This window comes from Tateyamaria sp., assembly GCF_059783535.1.
On sequence record NZ_JBYNDP010000042.1, the window covers coordinates 1 to 17,175 of the forward strand.

The following is a 17,175-nucleotide window of genomic DNA, read 5'->3' on the forward strand; positions in this document are numbered from 1 at the left end:
GCCAAGCGCAGCCCCGGCTCCACCCTCAAGCCGTTGATCTACGCGCTGGCCTTTGATCGTGGGCTGGCGCATCCCGAAACAGTTTTTGCGGACCGCCCCACACGCTTTGGCCGCTATGCGCCACAGAATTTCGATGGTGTGTTCCGAGGCGATGTCACGGCACGGCAGGCATTGACCCTGTCGCTCAACATCCCGCCTGTGGCCCTCACCGAAGCGCTTGGCCCAGAGCGGCTGATGGCTGCGCTGCGGGCGCTTGGGGCCAAGCCGAAGCTGCCGGGCGGGCAAGCGGGGCTTGCCGTTGCGCTTGGGGGTGTAGGTCTCAGTCTCGAAGATCTGGTGATAGTCTACAGCCACCTTGCCTCAGGTCGCGCAAACACACTGATCGCGCCGCGCGCTGCATGGCAGGTTGGTGATATCCTGCGGGGGATCGCGCCACCGCCCGGTGCGCCATCCGGGCTGGCCTACAAGACGGGCACCTCCTACGGGCACCGCGACGCGTGGGCCATCGGGTTCGACGGACGGCATGTGATCGGCGTCTGGATGGGCCGACCGGACGGTACGTCCGTGCCCGGTGCTTTCGGTGGCGCACATGCCGCTCCCATCCTGTTCGAAGCGTTCGGGCGCTTGAAGCCACAGCTTGCGCCCGCCCCACCGCCACCGCCGGACACGTTGCTTCTGGCGACCGCAGACCTGCCCCTGCCGCTACAGCGTTTTGGCGCGCGGATGGACGCGGGCAACCGACCAGAAATGGTCTTTCCCCCGGACGGTGCGCGGCTGGCGCAGCGCGAGGCGGTCGTTAAGGTGGCAGGCGGCGCCTTGCCCCTGACCGTTCTGGTCAACGGGGCCGTTGTCGCGACCGGGGCGCGGGATCGGCAGATCGCCATTGGCGCTCTCGACACAGGCTTCTCGGATATCGCGGTGATTGACGCCTCGGGCCGTTCAACCCGCGCCGCGGTCGAGGTCCGACCCTAACGCTGTCCCTCGCGCAGCCACGCGCCGATGATAAAGCCAGAGGCCAGCAGCAGAACCAGCCACGGAGGCAACAGGCCCATCTGGCGCACATCCTGCGTTTCATAGGCACCACGCGGCGTGATCCCGATCCATCCACGCCCAGCAGCAGGCCGCCCTTCGCGCACGGTGCGGATGCGCGGCATACCGTCTTCCAGACGTAGCACGCCGCCGCGTGTGCCTTCCACGCGCGGTCCAAGCAAATCAGCCGTCGCAATCGTGGCTTCAAACTCTTTGGGCGCAGCAGGCCCCAGCCCAATGACGGTCTGCGCATCGCCATTCTCAAGCCGATAAAGACCGATATCCGGCCCCTCGTACCGGGTCTCAAAGCGACCGGGACTGACCTCGGTCATCTCCAGTTCTATGACGTTGCCCGACGGGTCGGTGATGGTCACCGGCGGCACGGTATCAGACAGGGTACGCCGCTCGATCCGCATGGATTGGCCCGTGGCAGTGGCGGTTAGAGCCTCTTCCTCAAGCTCGGGTTCTTTCATCATCCAGTGGGCCAGACGGCGCAGTAATTCCAGTTGCGGCCCGCCGCCCTCGTATCCCCGGTTCCACAGCCACGCATGATCCGATGCCAAAAGCGCCACGCGGCCTTCATCCACCCGATCAAGTATCAAGAGGGGCCGCCCATCCACACCTTCCATCACCACGCTGCCAGACTCGGCGGCAACATCAATCTGACGCAGCCAGCGACCCCAATCGCCGGCGGCTGGTAGGCCCGTAGTCACCGGGTGCTTTTGCCCCAGCTCGGACACTTGCGGGCGAAAGGCCTCCTCCAGCACGCGGGCCGAGGGTTGGGCCGGCATCACCGACCCAAGGGGCGAACGATACAAGCTGTCGGCGCTGGCAAAGTCCGGCCCCGCAGCGACCAGCACGGCCCCACCATCGCGGATGTAGCGGGCAACGTTGTCCAGGTAGAGGGCAGGCAGGATGCCCCGCCGCTTGTAACGGTCAAAGATGATCAGATCGAAATCGTCGATCTTCTCCAGAAACAACTCGCGGGTTGGGAAGGCGATCAGGGACAGCTCTCCAACCGGCACGCCATCCTGCTTCTCGGGCGGGCGCAGAATGGTAAAGTGGACCAGATCGACCGAGCTGTCGGACTTCAGCAGGTTGCGCCATGTGCGTCCCCCGGCATGGGGTTCACCCGACACCAGCAAGACGCGCAGACGGTCGCGCACACCGTTGATCTGGATCAGGGCGGTGTTGTTGCGGTCTGTCAGCTCTCCGTCCGCCTCGGGGACAGTGAACTGGATCACGTTGCGCCCGCCATGGGGCAGGCTGATGGGCAGTTCGAAATCTTCGCCGGTCCGCACGTTGAAGCGTTGCGGTGGCGCACCGTCGACAGAAATATCAAGCGGGGCAAGACCGACGTCCGGGGGGACAGCGCCCATATCCTCAATTCGCAGGGTCAGCGTGACAGGCTCGCCAATGATGGCAAAGGCCGGGGCGTTCTTGACCAGCAAGCGGCGGTCCCAATCCGTCTCGCGCCCCGTCAACAGCAGGTGCAGCGGCGCAGGCAGATCAAGGGGCAAATCGGCGTCATGCACTTGCCCGTCGCTGAGGGCGATCAGGCCCGCAACGCGCGCACGCGGCTCTTCCGCCAGCGCGTCCGACAGGGCCGTCATCAGACGGGTGCCTGCGTCTTCCTCTCCATCCGGAACGGTAACGCGGCGCACCTCGGTGCCCTCGCGGGTCGACAGGGCGGCCTCGATTGCATCTGCGGCAGAGGTTGTTTGATCGGGGCGATCCCGCAGCCTTTGGCTGGCGCTCTCATCCTCGGCCACAATGACAATATCGGACAGTGGCGCGCGGTCTTCCTGTTGCAGCGATGGTCCGGCCAAGGCCGCAAGCACGATAATTGCTGCCATGCCACGCAAAGCCCAGCCGTTCAGGCCGCGTATCAGGGCCAGCACAACCCCGGCGATTGCCAAGGCAGCGACGACTGCCAGCACGGGCCAGGGCAGCAGCGGATCAAACAGAACTGTTCCGGTCATTGGCCCAACCGATCCAGCAACGCAGGCACATGGACCTGATCGCTTTTGTAATTGCCGGTCAGCACATGCATGACCAGGTTCACGCCAAAGCGATACGCCAGCTCGCGCTGCCGTTCACCGCCAAAGCCACGACCGACGGGCAGCATCGCCTGCCCGCTGGATGTCACGGCCCAGGCCGATGCCCAGTCATTGCCGCCGATGACCACGGGCGTCACACCGTCATTGAGATTGCGAAATGGCATACCCTCGACCTGCTCGGCACCAGGTGGCGCGGCCTCGACCCAGACCTCACCATTCTGGTGGCGACCGGGGAAATCCTGCAGCAGGTAAAAGGTGCGGGTCAGCACATGATCCCGCGGCACGGGCTCAAGCGCGGGGATATCCAGGGGGGCTGCCAGATCCTGTAACTTGCGCCCATTCGGGGTTGACGCGCCAAAGCCCGCCACATCGCCATCTCGGGTGTCGAACAGGATCAGACCACCAGACCGCAAGTAGTCGTTCAGCTTGACATAGGCTTCCTGCGAGGGGCGTGGTTGATCGGGTGTGATCGGCCAATAGAGGATCGGGAAAAAGGCCAGCTCGTCCGTTTCCAGATCAACGGCAAACGGGGTGGCGGGTTCCACGGATGTGCGGAAGAACAACGTGTCCGACAGGCCGCGCAGACCCGCCTGCGCCACCTCGTCCACCTCGCGGTTGCCGGTGACGACATGGGCCAGCACAACCTCGGCCGCAGCAGCGACCTCATCTGCGGGTTCGCTTTGGGCGTGCGCGCCGGGCGCGGTGAAACCAACCAACATCGCGGCCCCGATCAAGGCTGCCGTCGTTGCGCGCACCCGGCCGGTCAGACGCCCCGACAAGGCAAGGGACGCCAACACATCCAGCAGCAAAAGCCCGATGGCTGCAGCTAGCAGCATCCCACCCAGTGGGCGTTCAGGTGCGGCGGTGAGGCCGGACACCGGTACGTCGGCGGGCCATGTGGCCGTCTGCAATGTCGCGTCGGTGGTGAGTACATTGCGAGCCAAGGCCCGATCGCCCGAGACGTAGACACCGGGCAGCAGGTTTGGCCCGGTTGGGTCGCTGACCAAAGCAGGCCCCGGCACCCCGGGCATCGCACCCGCATCGTGTAGTATGCCAAATCCATCCATAACCACCTCCGGCGTCCAGATCGTGCCCTCCAGATCACCCGCTTCGGGCGACGAAGTTGTGGCTGAGACCGCCAGACGTTCAAGCATTTCAACAAACAGGCCCGACAGGGGCAGGGACGACCACTCGGCATTTGCCGTGACGTGGAACAGAACAATCTGCCCCTGGCCTTCGCGCTTGCGCGTCACAAGAGGTGTCCCATCGCTCAGTTCGGCAATCACGCTTTCGGCCAGCGTCGGGTCGGGCTGGGCCATGACCTGTGCGGTGATGGCGACGTCATCTGGGACAGACAGGCCAAAGAAGGGCGAGCTTTCGCGAAACGGTGCCAGTGTCTTGGGGGAGCCCCAGCTCATTGCCCCGCCGACGCTACGGCCCCCGGCGCGCAGGCGGACCGGCATCAGCGGGTCCTGCTCGCTGCGACTGATATCGCTGGCGGCGACGCGCGGACCCGCAAAGCGCAACAGCAAACCGCCTTGATCCACCCAGTCCAAAATCGCCTCGGTTTCGCCACCAGACAGGGTGGCCACATCGGCCAACACGATCACATCCGGGTTCGCAGGTAGCACATCGGTCAACGCGCCCCGCAGCAAGTCCGCATTCGGCGCAAGCGCGCGTTCGAGGTAGTGCAGGGGCGACAACAGCTCCAATCCCTCACGCCCCTCGCGGCCTGCGATCAGGGCAATCTCGCGGCGGCGCAGGCTGTCATCGACCAACGTGACGGCGCCGGCAGAGCGGGCATTGGCAATCTCGAAACGGGTGACGCGGGCGCGTAACTCTGCAGGAAGGGACAAAGACGCCGTTGCGGTGGTGGCCCCAGTGTCAAAGACGGCATTTGCGCGGGCCAGAATGGTCGCGTTCCCCGCGGGGTCGCGGCCCTGTGCCAGAATGCCCACCGTGCGTTCAGGGCCATAGTCGGCCCGCACGGCAGTGACCTCCACCAGACCGTCCGCATATGTGGCAGGGGTCAATGCGGTGATCGCGGTCACGCTTTGGACCACCCGCACGGGTCCTCTGGCCTGCAAGGCCGACAGCAGGTCAGGACGCGCTGTATAGTCGAGCGCATCGCTGAACCAAACGGTTTCAAAACTGCCTTCTGGTAGGACGGCCACGATGTCCGTAGCACCCGCAGGCTGCCACGGCGACGGGGCGAGACCGGGCAGCGTTGCTGACAGCGCATTCGCAGCCCGGAAGACGGGCTGTTCAGGATCGGCAAGGTCCAGCAGCGCCACCTGCCGCCCGTTTGCACCTGCACGGCGCAGCTCGGCATCCAGCGCTTCGACAAGCCGTGGCCAGCGTGCAGCCCCGGCCCAACTACCGTCAATGGCGACCAGCAGGGGGCCATCGCCCGCCGTCCCGTCGTCCTCGGGGTTCAGAACGGGACCAGCAAGGCCGATGATCATCGCGGCCACAGCCAGCATCCGGATCAGCAATAGCCACCAAGGGGTGCGGTCGGATACGGATTCGTCATCTTGCAAGCCCAGCAGCAGCGCCACGCCGGGAAAACGTTGGCGGATCGGGGCGGGCGGGATCGCGCGCAGGATCAGCCATAGTATCGGCAGCGCGATCAGGCCAACCAGCAGCCAGGGGGCGGCAAAGCCGATGGGGCCAAACACCATCATGTCCGCGCCCGCCCGCCATCCAGCGTGCGCCACAGCCACAAAAGGCCGGATTGTGCTGTATGGTCGGTGTGGTGCAGGCCGTATTGCCAGCCTGCGACGGAACACAGATGCTGCAATTCGGCCTTCCGCTCAGCCAGACGGTTCAGATAGCGGTCTTTCAGTTCCGACGCTTTGAGTGTCTCATGTTCCAGCGTCCCGCCCACGCTTTCAAAGATGGTGCGACCGCGGAAGGGAAAGGCTTCCTCGGCGGGATCGAGGACATGCAGCAATACCCCGCGCACACCTCGGTCGGCGGCCTTGGTCAGCGCGGTTTTGACATCGTCGATATTGCCCATGAAATCCGAGATGAACACGGCCCGCGCGTGTGGGATCATGGCGCGATGCTCGGGCGGTTCGTAGTCGTGTTCTGCGTCCTCGGTGAACATCTCTGCCAACCGCAGGATCTGTGCATTGCCCCGGCGGGGCGGCAATCGGGTGCCGGTCAGGCCTACGCGCTCCCCGCCACGGATCAGAAGGATCGCCGTGGCCAAGCCCAGAACACGGGCGCGTTCGGACTTGGTTGGTAAATCGTTGGTCGATGCAAAGCGCATGGCCGCGCCCTGATCCACCCACAGCATGACCGATTGGGCAATCTGCCACTCGCGCTCGCGCACGAACTGCACGTCGCCCATGGCGCTGCGGCGGTGGTCAATCAAACGACCGCTGTCGCCAATCTGTGCCGGGCGATACTGCCAGAAATCATCCCCCATCCCCGCACGACGCCGGCCATGTTCGCCCAGCAGGACGGCACCTGCCAACTGCTCGGCCCGCGCCAGCAGCGCAGGCAGGCGGGCCGCTTGCGTTTCGGCCTTTTCGCGCAGGGCGAGGGGGGTGATCACGCGGCGGCTTCCTTGCGGCTGAGACCGGCAGCAGTCTCTTCGATCAGGTCAGACAGGCTGTCGCCACGGGCGCGGGCGGCAAAATTCAGGGCCATCCGGTGGATCAGAACAGGGCGTGCCATGTCGATGACGTCTTCTGCCGACGGGGCTAGACGACCCTGCAACAGCGCGCGGGCGCGCACAGCCAACATCAGGGCCTGGGCTGCACGGGGGCCGGGGCCCCAGGCGACCGTTTCGCGGACCTGGTCCGAGGCGTCTGCCTCACCCGGCCGGAAGGCGCGCACCAGATCAAGGATCATCTCGACCACACTGTCGCCCACAGGCATCCGGCGCAACAAGGTTTGGGCCGCCAGCAATTCCTCGCCCGTGAAAACGGCGGTTGATTGCGCGTCTTCGGTCCCGGTGGTTGCGATCAGAATGTCCTTCTCGGTTTCACGGTCGGGATAGAGCACATCGATCTGGACAAGGAAGCGGTCCAACTGGGCCTCGGGCAATGGATAGGTGCCCTCCTGCTCAATCGGGTTTTGCGTTGCCAAGACGTGAAACGGTGTCCCCAAGGGGCGGTCTTGACCTGCTACGGTCACGGTCTTTTCCTGCATTGCCTGCAACAGCGCGGATTGGGTGCGGGGCGAGGCGCGGTTGATCTCATCCGCCATCAAAAGCTGGCAGAACACCGGGCCGGGTACAAAGCGGAAGGCACGTGTCCCGTCCTCGGCCGTGTCCAGAACTTCCGATCCCAGAATGTCGGCTGGCATCAGGTCCGGCGTGAACTGGATGCGGTTGCCGTCCAGTCCCATGACTGTGCTGAGGGTCTCGACCAGACGCGTCTTGCCCAGACCGGGCAGACCGATCAGCAGGCCGTGGCCGCCGCAGAGCAGCGCGGTCAAGGTCAGGTCCACGACCCGCTCCTGCCCGATGAAGCGCTTGGTGATCGAGGCCTTGGCCTCTGCCAGCTTGGCACCAAGCGTCTCGATTTCGGCAACAAGGTCCTCTGCTTCGGTCATGACATCTCTTCCATTCGGGATATATATTTCTGTACCAACCTATTCCCTCAATTGAGAATGGCAAAACATATGAGCGGACAAAAAACCGTGACACCGGATGCAGATGGCCTTGTGGCGTCGATCACTGCTGCAAAAACACGCGGATTGCCGCCGGTACATCTGTGGAATCCTCCGTTCTGCGGCGACCTTGATATGCGGATCGCGCGGGATGGGACGTGGTTTTATCAAGGCACCCCGATTGGGCGGCCCGGGCTAGTCAAGCTGTTCTCGTCCATCCTGAAGCGCGAGGACGGTAAATATTTCTTGGTTACGCCGGTCGAAAAGGTGGGAATCACCGTCGATGACGCCCCGTTTGTCGCCATCGATTTCGAGGCTGAAGGAACTGGCGAAGCACAAGTGCTGAGCTTTGTGACCCATGTGGATGATGTGGCTGTAGCTGGTTCGGATCATCCGATCCGCGTTGAACGCGACCCGGAGACTGGCGAGCCTTCGCCTTACATCCTGATCCGCGCGGACCTTGAGGCGTTGATCGACCGCAAGAGTTTTTATCGTCTTGTTGATCTTGGCAGCCACCACGATGGGTGGTTCGGGGTCTGGTCGCAGGGCCAGTTCTTCGGGATCATACCATCGAACGAGTTGCCCTGACGGGCGGGGCGCAGGACACCTGCGCCTTACGGTTTTCCAGCACGCAGACCAACCACCTGTAAGGCGGAGGTGACCTCCGCCTCACCGCATGCACAATCAGTGTGCAGAAGGGCTGACTGGCCGACCGCACCAATTCGCGCCATCATTTGCATGTAAGGCGGACGTGTCGTCCGCCGCATCCTTTGACAGTAGGAGCAAGACGATGAGCCAGGGCACAGCAGTTATCATCGGCGCGGGCAGCGGTTTGTCCGCATCGGTTGCGCGCAAACTTCACGCGCGAGGTCACGATCTGGTTCTCGGTGCGCGCAACACGGACAAGCTGGCTGCGCTTGCATCGGAAACCAATGCCCGCACCGTGGCCATTGACGGCAGTGACCCTGAACAGGTGAACGCCCTTTTTGACTCGGTAAAGAGACCGCTGCGTGTTGCCGTATACAATCCATCCGCCCGTCAGCGCGGACCCATCGCGGAGCTTAACCCCGAGGAGGTGCGTCGCGCTGTCGAGATCACCGCCTTTGGGTCTTTCCTGATGGGGCAAGCCGCTGCGCGCATCATGCAGGATCAGGATGAGCAGGACGGCAAACGCGGCACCATTCTGTTCACGGGCGCTTCGGCCGGTGTTAAAGGCTTTGCCCAGTCCGCACCTTTCGCCATGGGTAAGTTCGCACAACGGGGCCTTGCCCAATCCATGGCGCGCGAGTTGCACCCCAAGGGGATTCACGTGGCTTGGGTCAACATCGATGGTGGAATCTCCAATACAGCGCGCTCCGAACGCACGGATGACGGGACAGACAAGATGCTGGACCCGGACGCGATCGCCACGGCCTATATGCAGTTGATCGACCAGCACCGGTCGACATGGTCAAACGAGTTGAGCCTGCGCCCTTGGGTCGAGCGCTTTTGATCGCGCTGGCAAGGCCCGTGGTTGCGCACTAGGTTCCGCGATATGCCACGGTTTGCTGCCAACCTGACATATCTGTGGGCGGAGTTGCCCTACCTTGATCGGTTCGATGCAGCGGCCGAGGCCGGGTTTACCGCCGTTGAGGTGCAGCAACCCTATGATGTGCCTGCACCGGACACCTTGGCAGCGTTGCATCGCAACGGGTTGCAGATGGTTTTACTGAATGCGCCCGGGCCAAATTACACGGGTGGTGCGCGTGGATTTGCGGCTGTCCCTGGGGGCGAGAGACGGTTCGACTATGACATGCGTCGGGCCGTGCGGTATGCCCAGACGCTTGGGGCGTCCATCATTCATGTGATCACCGGCGATGGCGCGGGTGATGCGGCAAAAACAACGCTGATCGGCAATCTGAAGCGGGCTGCAGCCACCTTGCCCGATGGCTTGACGATTACGCTCGAGCCGCTGTGTGGCGAAAGTCATCCCGGCTATTTTCTGAACAGCTTTGCACTTGCTGCCGAAGTGATCGACGCTGTGGGCGCGTCAAACATCGGTCTGCAGTTTGACAGCTATCATGCCCAGCAGATTGCCGGCGACGCGCTGGGTGCTTTCGAGGCGATGCAGCCCCTTATTCAGCACATCCAGATTGGGGATGCGCCCGGGCGGGTTGCGCCGGGACAGGGGTGTATTGATTTCCTTGCCCTGTTCGATGCGATCGACGCAAGCGGCTACGACGGCTGGGTCAGCGCCGAGTACCGCACGGATGGACGTACAGACAAAACACTGGGATGGATGCGCTGACCCTGTGCGCCGGTGTGGAATTGCGCTTCGACGATTTGAACAACACTTTGCCGCCGAGTGATGAAGAAGGAGCCCTGCCATGATCCCAGCCCGCTATGCGCATATTGCTTTTGGCTTTGTCCTGAGCGGCATGATGTCATTCCTGGTGTCCGGAATCTCGACGTTCTTGGCGGTTGGCATGGTTGCAGGCTTCGTCGGTCAATGGATTGGCGCGTGGTTGCCCAGTTGGGCCGTTGCCTTTCCCATTGTGCTCGTGGTGGCGCCCGTCGCGCGGCGGCTTGTGGCGTCAGTGACGCGACCGGACTAGAGTTTGTCCCCGCGGGGACAAGCTGTTCGGTCCGTTTGTACAAATTCAACGCCTTTGCGATTTTCACGCGATTTCAGATGCTTGGACCTGCGCGCGGTCTGGTACCGCATGTTAACCGCAAAAAACGCACCATGGTGCGCGACGGGGCGCGGTTTTCGATCTGCAGGCCAAGCAAGGCCTTATCGCCAAAGATGCGCGTCGTCCAAACGATGAACGCCCGGGACGGATTTGGCGGTTAGTATTGAATTCAACGCGCCCCATCCATGCGTGTTTTCAGGCAACACGCGCCCAGGCCAATGGGGGCGGTAGACGCTCCATTGCGAAATCCACCCTGAGCACGCGCCGTGGTGCCAGGAGTTGTGCGGGGCGGGACCTGTGCAGAATGTTCATGTTCAAAACCAACACGTCGCCCGGTGCAGCATGTTCACATTCCACATGCGCCGTGGGTTGCTTTGACTCGGTCAGGTGACTGCCGGGGCAGAACTCCATGCCCCCTGAAGCGGGTGTCGCGCTGCTTAGGAAGATACGGGAGAACAAGACCTTGGACAGGATTTGCGCTGGTGGTTTGCAATGCCAGACGCCCGATTTTCTTGACCAGTTCTCGAAACCGGGCAGGTCTGCGCGATCCTGCACCGCAATGATTTGATCCCTATGCCAGCCGACACCCCAATTCGCATCTGGCGTTTTGGAAAAGGCGACGGCGCGCGTTGCCTCGACCGGCCCGAACAATGGGGCCAGTGCCGACGGGAGAGTGCCATGCGGACCAAGGATGGCGCGAAGGTCTGTTGGTGTTCGTGTAATCCGTCCGCCGGGCCTCTCATCCTCACACATCACATCGTTCAGGAGGTCGAGATCAGCGCCGGAAAGAACGCCGCGGAGCCAAAGAAATCCGGTTGTTTCAAAGCTATGCCCGAGGGCTTCGGCTTTTGGGTCAGCCATTGTCGGCGTCCCACTGCTTTAGAAACCGTTTTGGTGCCATGTCGCGCCACGTGCTGTGCAGGCGTGCTATGGCCCAATCCGGATCGATCTGACCAGCTGCGACGAGGATGAAGCCGTGCTTGGCGTAATGGGGGTGCAGGACGAATGTGTCGGGGTTGGCTTGCATCAGCATCTCGCGTTCGTCGATGCTGCCCTTGAAGATGGCGGTGTCCACGTAGGGCGACCACCATGTCCACAATTTGCCATGGGCCTTGAGGGCTTCGTTGCCCCAGCTTGTTGCGACTTCGACCTTGGGCAAATCCAATGACAGGCCAAGAGTTTTGAGGTCTTCCCAAGTGTAGATCATGGTTTAACCCGTACTGTGTAAGGCATCCCGCAAATCGTGCATGTCGTCTTCCCGGTTTCGCAGTAGCTTGGACGCTTTTTTGACCAGTCGTGCTGACCGAGACGGTAATCCATTGTCACGGGTGTTACTGTCAGGCTCTGTCAGCAAAAGAAATACGGCATAGGCAAAGGCACGCGTTTCTTGCCTGAGGTAACCTTGCCACCCGGCTTCTTCCGCGCCTTGCATTTGCAGCGCGCCGAAGCCTGTCGTGATGCAGTGCAGATCGGTCGAAAGCTCCTCGGCCTCGAGCCCTCCAGGCATGTCGAGCGCGGTCATGTGCAACCGGTGGTGTATCACCTCGTGCACAAGCGTGGACAGGAAGGCGCGCCTTTGGGTGATGGTTTCAGGGTCATAGGTAATAAGAGCCTGCGTGCCGTCGCTTTGCCAGGTGCCGCCAACAGAGGAAATTTGCCCATATTGGTGTCGATATTCCGCAGGCAGTCCATTCAACGGTGCCGCGACGATATCCTGGTTTTCGATGCCAAGGTGGTTCTGGATGGCGTGGATCAGCGCCTGCGCGACCTCTTGGTGAGGGCCATTCGGCGCCGGGAAGTTGGACTTGGTCACATGGATGGCGCGCGTGTCGGGTGTGAGTAGGTGGTTGTCGATGGCCCAGAAAAATGAGTCGATGACCCAGTTTTGGGTGTCTTCATCTATGCGCAGGCCGAACATGGTACTTCCGAAGTAATGGGTGCCTCGCCCATCGTGAACTTACGGGGCAGGCGGGATGGCTTGCAAATCAGGTGCCACGAAGGCGGCGCGCGCTGCGTCGGAGAACAGGGTATCCTTGTGGTAGTGCGTCAGCATGATCTGCGTGTCGAGCAGGCGGTCATCCTGTTTCAGGAAGTTGTGGAAAGAGGTGGCTGGCGTTGCCTTGTCCATGAAATAGGCGACCGCCATCAGCCACGAGCGGGTGAGTGTCTCGTGGTATTTGTCTGCAGGGACGCCGTTGCGCTTCAGGAACGCGTGGAGCGCTGCGCGCATCTGGGGCATGGCGGCATCAACCGGCCCTTCGCAAAGGTAGACATAGGCCAGTCGCAGGTGAGCGCGGTGGTTAAAGTCATCCGGCGCGACGCGCCCCGCTTCGAAGTGGTCGCGAAAGGTCAGGTCGTCCGGTGCAGGCATCATGGTCATGTCAGGCTCCTTCCCATCAATGTGCTTCGGCCCAGTTTTGCCCCTGTCCGGCATCCACGGTCAACTTCACGTCGAGATGCACGACGGGGTCGTTTGCGTTTTCCATCACGCCTTTGGCCACGCCAATCAGGTCATCGACGGCGCTGTCCTCCACTTCGAACAGCAGTTCGTCGTGGACTTGTAGCAGCATGGCGGCGGGTAGGTCCTTGATCGCGTCTGGCATGCGGATCATGGCGCGGCGGATGACGTCGGCGGCGGTCCCTTGGATCGGGGCGTTGATTGCGGCGCGGGCGGCGAAGCCTGCGCGGGGGCCTTTGGAGGCGATCTCGGGCGTATGGATCTTGCGCCCGAACAGCGTCTGGACGTAGCCGTGTTCCTTGGCGAACGCCTTGGTGTTGTCCATGTAGGTGCGGATGCCGGGGAAGCGTTCGAAATAGCGGTCGATGAACCCCTGTGCTTCGGACCGCGGGATGCGCAGATTGCGGGCAAGCCCGAAGCCCGAGATGCCGTAGATTACGCCGAAGTTGATGGCCTTGGCGCGGCGCCGCACTTCCGGCGTCATCTCGTCCAACGGCACATCAAACATTTCTGACGCTGTCATGGCGTGAATATCCAGCCCATCGGCAAAAGCCTGCTTCAGGCTGGGAATGTCCGCGATATGCGCGAGGATGCGCAGTTCGATCTGGCTGTAATCCAGCGCGACGAGGGTTTTGCCGGGTTCGGACACGAACGCCTCGCGGATACGACGCCCTTCTTCGGTCCTGATGGGGATGTTTTGCAGGTTGGGGTCAGTGGAGGCCAGCCGCCCGGTAGAGGCACCGGCGATGGAATAGGACGTGTGCACCCGGCCCGTGTCCGTGTTGATGTGGTCCTGCAGCGCGTCGGTGTAGGTGGATTTCAGTTTCGACAGCTGCCGCCAGTCCAGGACGCGAGCGGGCAGTTCGTGTTCGGTCGCAAGATCTTCGAGCACGTCGGCGCCCGTTGCATAGGCCCCGGTCTTGCCCTTCTTGCCGCCCTCTATCCCCATTTCGTCAAACAGGATTTCGCCAAGCTGTTTGGGTGAGCCCACGTTGAACTTGCGCCCGGCGAGTTCATAGATTTCATCCTCAAGCCCCGCCATTTTCTGGGCGAAGGCGTTGGACATGCGCGAAAGCGTGTCGCGGTCGACCTTGATGCCCGACCGCTCCATGCCCGCGAGCGTGTGCACCATGGGGCGTTCAAGGGTTTCGTAGACATTGGTGACTTGTGACCGATGCAGTTGCGGTTTGAGCAGTTGCCAGAGCCGCAGGGTGATGTCGGCGTCTTCTGCTGCGTATTTCACGGCGTCTTCGAGCGGGACCTGATCAAAGGTCTTGGCCGATTTGCCGGAGCCGAGAAGCGGTTTGATCGGGATTGGCGTGTGGCCGAGATAGCGTTCGGACAGCGTATCCATACCATGCCCATGCAGCCCGCCATGCATGGCATAGGACAGCAGCATCGTGTCGTCGATGGGGGCCACGTGAATGTTCAGACGCGCAAAGATCTTGGCATCGTACTTCATGTTCTGGCCGATCTTGAGGATGCTGTCGTCCTCAAGCACTGGTTTCAGCATCTCGAGCGCCTGTTCGAAGGGCATCTGGCCTTCCGCCAGATCGTCGGATCCAAAGAGGTCGTCGCCCCCCTGCTTGTGTGTCAGCGGAACGTAGCAGGCGTGCCCCGGGTTCACGGCGAGTGAGATGCCTACGAGATCCGCGATCATCTCGTTGAGGCCGGTGGTTTCAGTGTCAACGGCGACCCAGCCGCGTTCATAGATCAAGTCGATCCAGGTCTGCAGCTGGTCGGCGTTCTGCACGTGCTCGTAGGTGGCATCGTCAAAGCTGGGCGCTTCGGGCGCATCCTGCGCCGCAGGTGTTGGTTCCTTGATCTCGGGCGCTTCGACACCAAGCTGATCGGCGATGCGCTTGGTGAGAGTGCGGAACTCCATTTCCGCAAGGAACGGCATAAGCTGATCCGGTTTCGGGTCTTGTACCTCAAGGTCGTCGAGCGTGAAGTCGAGAGGGGTCTTTTCGTCCAGCCGGACGAGATCGCGGCTGAGGCGGATCTGGTCGGCGTGGTCGATCAGCGTCTGGCGGCGTTTGGGCTGTTTGATTTCTTCGGCCCGTTCCAGCAACGCGTCCAGATCGCCATATTCGTTGATGAGCAGTGCGGCGGTTTTAACGCCAATGCCCGGTGCGCCGGGCACGTTGTCCACGCTGTCACCCGCCAACGCTTGCACATCCACCACGCGTTCAGGATAGACGCCGAATTTCTCGAATACGCCGTCACGGTCGATGCGGTTGTTTTTCATGGCGTCCAGCATTTCGACACCACCGCCCACAAGCTGCATCAGGTCTTTGTCGGAGCTGATGATGGTGACACGGCCCCCGGCCTCGCGCGCCTGCACGGACAGCGTGGCGATGATGTCGTCGGCCTCGTAGCCTTCCTTCTCCTTGCAAGCGATGTTGAAGGCTTCGGTGGCTTGTCGGGTCAGTGGGATTTGGGGGCGCAGATCCTCGGGCATGGCTTCGCGGTTGGCCTTGTACTGGTCGTACATGTCGTTGCGAAAGGTGTGGCTGCCTTTGTCAAAGATGACGGCGACGTGGGTGGGCGCGTCGGGTCCGTGGTTTCCTTCGACATACTTGTAGAGCATGTTGCAAAATCCGCTGACAGCGCCGATGGGCAATCCGTCGGACTTGCGCGTGAGGGGCGGGAGCGCGTGGTAGGCGCGGAAGATGAAAGCCGAGCCATCGATCAGATGCAGGTGACACCCTTTGCCAAATGCCATGTTCATCGCCCCCTTGGTTTCTTGCTGTTCAGGTGATGTGCCACGATTCCGGAATAGGGGAAAGCACAAGCGTTTTGTTAACCCGGATTTGCCACAAGTCCGAGTATGACAGCGATGAACCGTTTGGCCGATATCACGGATGTTCTGGGGCAGCAGTCGGGGGCGACTGGTATTGCGGCCCGTGTCGAACTATTGCGTGCCGTGGATATGATCCGGTCCCATTGTGCGCGTGCGACACTGTACTGCGCTGCGGGGTTATTGTTCGATGATCCGCGCGATCGTGAGGCCTGTATTGCGGGCATAGGCCGTGCCATGCCGGGGGCGCATGCTGGCGTGCGCCTTTTGTCTGATGTTGAGGTCGAGCCGGGCATTGATCCCGTTGCGCTTGCATGGCTGCGCGACACTGTTGCCGACATGCCTGACAGTATTGAACAGATGGATCGATTTGTGACTGCCGTTTCCGATTTGGCCAAGGCCTTTGCCGCGAAAACCTGCACAGCGGATCACTTGCGCGATGTGACCCGCTTCGCTGCCGGCGCGTTCAACGAGCACTTTGCGAAACTGGTCAATCGGTTAAGCGAACACTTGCACAGCGACCGGATCGTGCGGCGCGCAACGGCTAACCAGACAGGCGCAGATGCCCGCGCTGCTCTGCGCGAGATAAGTGAGATTTCCCGGAACGTCGGCCTTATTGCCATCAATGCGTCTATCGAAGCGGCGCATGTTGGTGAACAAGGGCGCGGCTTTGCTGTTATCGCGACGGAAATCCGCGAACTTTCAGAAAAGATTGAGCAGGCTAACGCGCGTGTGCAAGCCCAGGTCGATGCGCTGATCCATCAGGTCATCGACGACTGACCGCTTAACTGTCTGCCTTGTCCGCGTAGACGTATTTGCAGTCGCAATAGGGGCACTCGACCCATCCCGTGTCTTCGGGAATCTGCAGCCAGACCCGGGGATGCCCCAATGGCCCTTCGCCCCCGTCACAGGCCACGCGGCGGGTGTGGACCGTCTTGGTTTCGGGCGCGTCGATGGGCATGTTGGCTATCCTTGGCTGGGGCGCGTGCGCCCGCGTTTATGGGCCAAGGCGGCAGACCGTACAAGGGGTTACGCATCGCGATCAATGCGAGCCTGGTAACAATTGTTGCGGGCAGATCGCACGTGGATGTAGGTAACGTTCGGGTCTGCAAAGATCGCGGCAACGCGGGCTTGGATTTCGGGCGTTGGTGTGATCGCTCCGGTCCCATAGACGATGCGGTCGTCCGCTGAATATCCTTTGATCAGGTAGTCTGGCGAAGTGGTGAGGATGTCCGGCAGATTTGTACCGCCCCCACGAGCGCATTCATCTGCACAGAGGAAGATGGGTCCAACCTCTGCGTAGGGGTGAGCGCCATCAAAGGGCTTGTGGGCGAGGACCAGCATCTCTGATCCCACGGGGATGTTGCGCAGGCAGTGGCGACAGGGATTGCCAGCACCGTCCGAGATTTTGCGTTCAGGCGGATTGCCAAAGGCATCTGGTCCGCCAGCGCGGTAGCTTTGGACGAGGTCGGTGGGCAGGGCTGTGAATCTGGGCATGTGATGTCTCCTTGCGTCGATCCTGCACTGGGTGAT

The 17,175-nt window shown here is 61.9% G+C and carries 17 protein-coding genes; 6 read left to right on the forward strand and 11 right to left on the reverse strand.

The window, feature by feature from the left end; genetic code table 11:
• On the forward strand, nucleotides 1-972 hold a 972-nt coding region (locus AC6RA8_RS10220), incomplete at its 5' end, for a penicillin-binding transpeptidase domain-containing protein (RefSeq protein WP_500352557.1).
• Here the strand turns inward: AC6RA8_RS10220 and AC6RA8_RS10225 are convergent.
• From AC6RA8_RS10225 to AC6RA8_RS10240, 4 genes are read right to left on the reverse strand one after another with little or no spacing between them, the layout of a single operon-like run.
• The gene (locus tag AC6RA8_RS10225; RefSeq protein ID WP_500352559.1) at nucleotides 969-3,011 is read right to left on the reverse strand and encodes a hypothetical protein; all 2,043 of its coding nucleotides are present in this window, start codon (nucleotides 3,009-3,011) and stop codon (nucleotides 969-971) included. The genes AC6RA8_RS10220 and AC6RA8_RS10225 overlap by 4 nt on opposite strands.
• Entirely contained in the window at nucleotides 3,008-5,773 is a 2,766-nt protein-coding gene (locus tag AC6RA8_RS10230) for a DUF4159 domain-containing protein (RefSeq protein ID WP_500352602.1), read from the reverse strand. The genes AC6RA8_RS10225 and AC6RA8_RS10230 overlap by 4 nt, the downstream gene beginning before the upstream one ends.
• Nucleotides 5,770-6,651: a DUF58 domain-containing protein gene (locus tag AC6RA8_RS10235; protein ID WP_500352561.1), complete on the reverse strand. Its 882-nt coding sequence runs from the start codon at nucleotides 6,649-6,651 to the stop codon at nucleotides 5,770-5,772. Before AC6RA8_RS10235 ends, AC6RA8_RS10230 begins: the two co-directional genes overlap by 4 nt.
• Nucleotides 6,648-7,655, reverse strand: a complete 1,008-nt coding sequence (locus tag AC6RA8_RS10240) for an AAA family ATPase (RefSeq protein WP_500352563.1) — start codon at nucleotides 7,653-7,655, stop codon at nucleotides 6,648-6,650. Before AC6RA8_RS10240 ends, AC6RA8_RS10235 begins: the two co-directional genes overlap by 4 nt.
• Before the next feature lie 69 nt (nucleotides 7,656-7,724).
• Between AC6RA8_RS10240 and AC6RA8_RS10245 the strand changes: the two genes are divergently transcribed.
• From AC6RA8_RS10245 to AC6RA8_RS10260, 4 genes are all read left to right on the forward strand, one after another.
• Complete coding sequence (locus tag AC6RA8_RS10245) at nucleotides 7,725-8,300, forward strand: DUF1285 domain-containing protein (RefSeq protein ID WP_500352565.1); 576 nt, start codon at nucleotides 7,725-7,727, stop codon at nucleotides 8,298-8,300.
• 202 nt (nucleotides 8,301-8,502) lie between these two features.
• Complete coding sequence (locus AC6RA8_RS10250) at nucleotides 8,503-9,204, forward strand: SDR family NAD(P)-dependent oxidoreductase (protein ID WP_500352566.1); 702 nt, start codon at nucleotides 8,503-8,505, stop codon at nucleotides 9,202-9,204.
• A gap of 42 nt (nucleotides 9,205-9,246) precedes the next feature.
• Entirely contained in the window at nucleotides 9,247-9,999 is a 753-nt protein-coding gene (locus tag AC6RA8_RS10255) for a hydroxypyruvate isomerase family protein (RefSeq protein ID WP_500352568.1), read from the forward strand.
• 79 nt (nucleotides 10,000-10,078) lie between these two features.
• Nucleotides 10,079-10,306 carry a DUF2798 domain-containing protein gene (locus tag AC6RA8_RS10260; protein WP_500352570.1) on the forward strand — a complete coding sequence of 76 codons (228 nt, stop codon included), beginning with the start codon at nucleotides 10,079-10,081 and terminating at the stop codon, nucleotides 10,304-10,306.
• A gap of 273 nt (nucleotides 10,307-10,579) precedes the next feature.
• Here AC6RA8_RS10260 and AC6RA8_RS10265 read toward each other — a convergent pair whose 3' ends face one another.
• Genes AC6RA8_RS10265 through polA form a run of 5 tightly spaced genes read right to left on the reverse strand, consistent with a single transcriptional unit; the run spans nucleotide 10,580 to nucleotide 15,573 of the window.
• Nucleotides 10,580-11,245, reverse strand: a complete 666-nt coding sequence (locus tag AC6RA8_RS10265; RefSeq protein WP_500352572.1) for a phytanoyl-CoA dioxygenase family protein — start codon at nucleotides 11,243-11,245, stop codon at nucleotides 10,580-10,582.
• A complete protein-coding gene (locus AC6RA8_RS10270) occupies nucleotides 11,238-11,591 on the reverse strand; it encodes an MmcQ/YjbR family DNA-binding protein (RefSeq protein ID WP_500352574.1) in 354 nt (117 codons plus the stop codon). The genes AC6RA8_RS10265 and AC6RA8_RS10270 overlap by 8 nt, the downstream gene beginning before the upstream one ends.
• A 3-nt stretch (nucleotides 11,592-11,594) precedes the next feature.
• Entirely contained in the window at nucleotides 11,595-12,302 is a 708-nt protein-coding gene (locus AC6RA8_RS10275; RefSeq protein ID WP_500352576.1) for a hypothetical protein, read from the reverse strand.
• Nucleotides 12,303-12,341: 39 nt separating this feature from the next.
• A complete protein-coding gene (locus AC6RA8_RS10280) occupies nucleotides 12,342-12,764 on the reverse strand; it encodes a hypothetical protein (RefSeq protein ID WP_500352577.1) in 423 nt (140 codons plus the stop codon).
• Nucleotides 12,765-12,780: 16 nt separating this feature from the next.
• Nucleotides 12,781-15,573 carry a DNA polymerase I gene (gene polA, locus AC6RA8_RS10285; protein ID WP_500352579.1) on the reverse strand — a complete coding sequence of 931 codons (2,793 nt, stop codon included), beginning with the start codon at nucleotides 15,571-15,573 and terminating at the stop codon, nucleotides 12,781-12,783.
• Between the two features lie 99 nt (nucleotides 15,574-15,672).
• Between polA and AC6RA8_RS10290 the strand changes: the two genes are divergently transcribed.
• Nucleotides 15,673-16,422, forward strand: a complete 750-nt coding sequence (locus tag AC6RA8_RS10290; RefSeq protein ID WP_500352580.1) for a methyl-accepting chemotaxis protein — start codon at nucleotides 15,673-15,675, stop codon at nucleotides 16,420-16,422.
• Nucleotides 16,423-16,426: 4 nt separating this feature from the next.
• Here the strand turns inward: AC6RA8_RS10290 and AC6RA8_RS10295 are convergent, their stop codons facing one another.
• Nucleotides 16,427-16,603 (reverse strand): zinc-finger domain-containing protein, encoded by a 177-nt coding sequence (locus AC6RA8_RS10295; RefSeq protein WP_500352582.1) that lies wholly within the window; start codon nucleotides 16,601-16,603, stop codon nucleotides 16,427-16,429.
• A 68-nt stretch (nucleotides 16,604-16,671) separates the two neighbouring features.
• Complete coding sequence (locus tag AC6RA8_RS10300) at nucleotides 16,672-17,139, reverse strand: DUF1203 domain-containing protein (RefSeq protein WP_500352583.1); 468 nt, start codon at nucleotides 17,137-17,139, stop codon at nucleotides 16,672-16,674.
• Nucleotides 17,140-17,175: the final 36 nt, after the last annotated feature.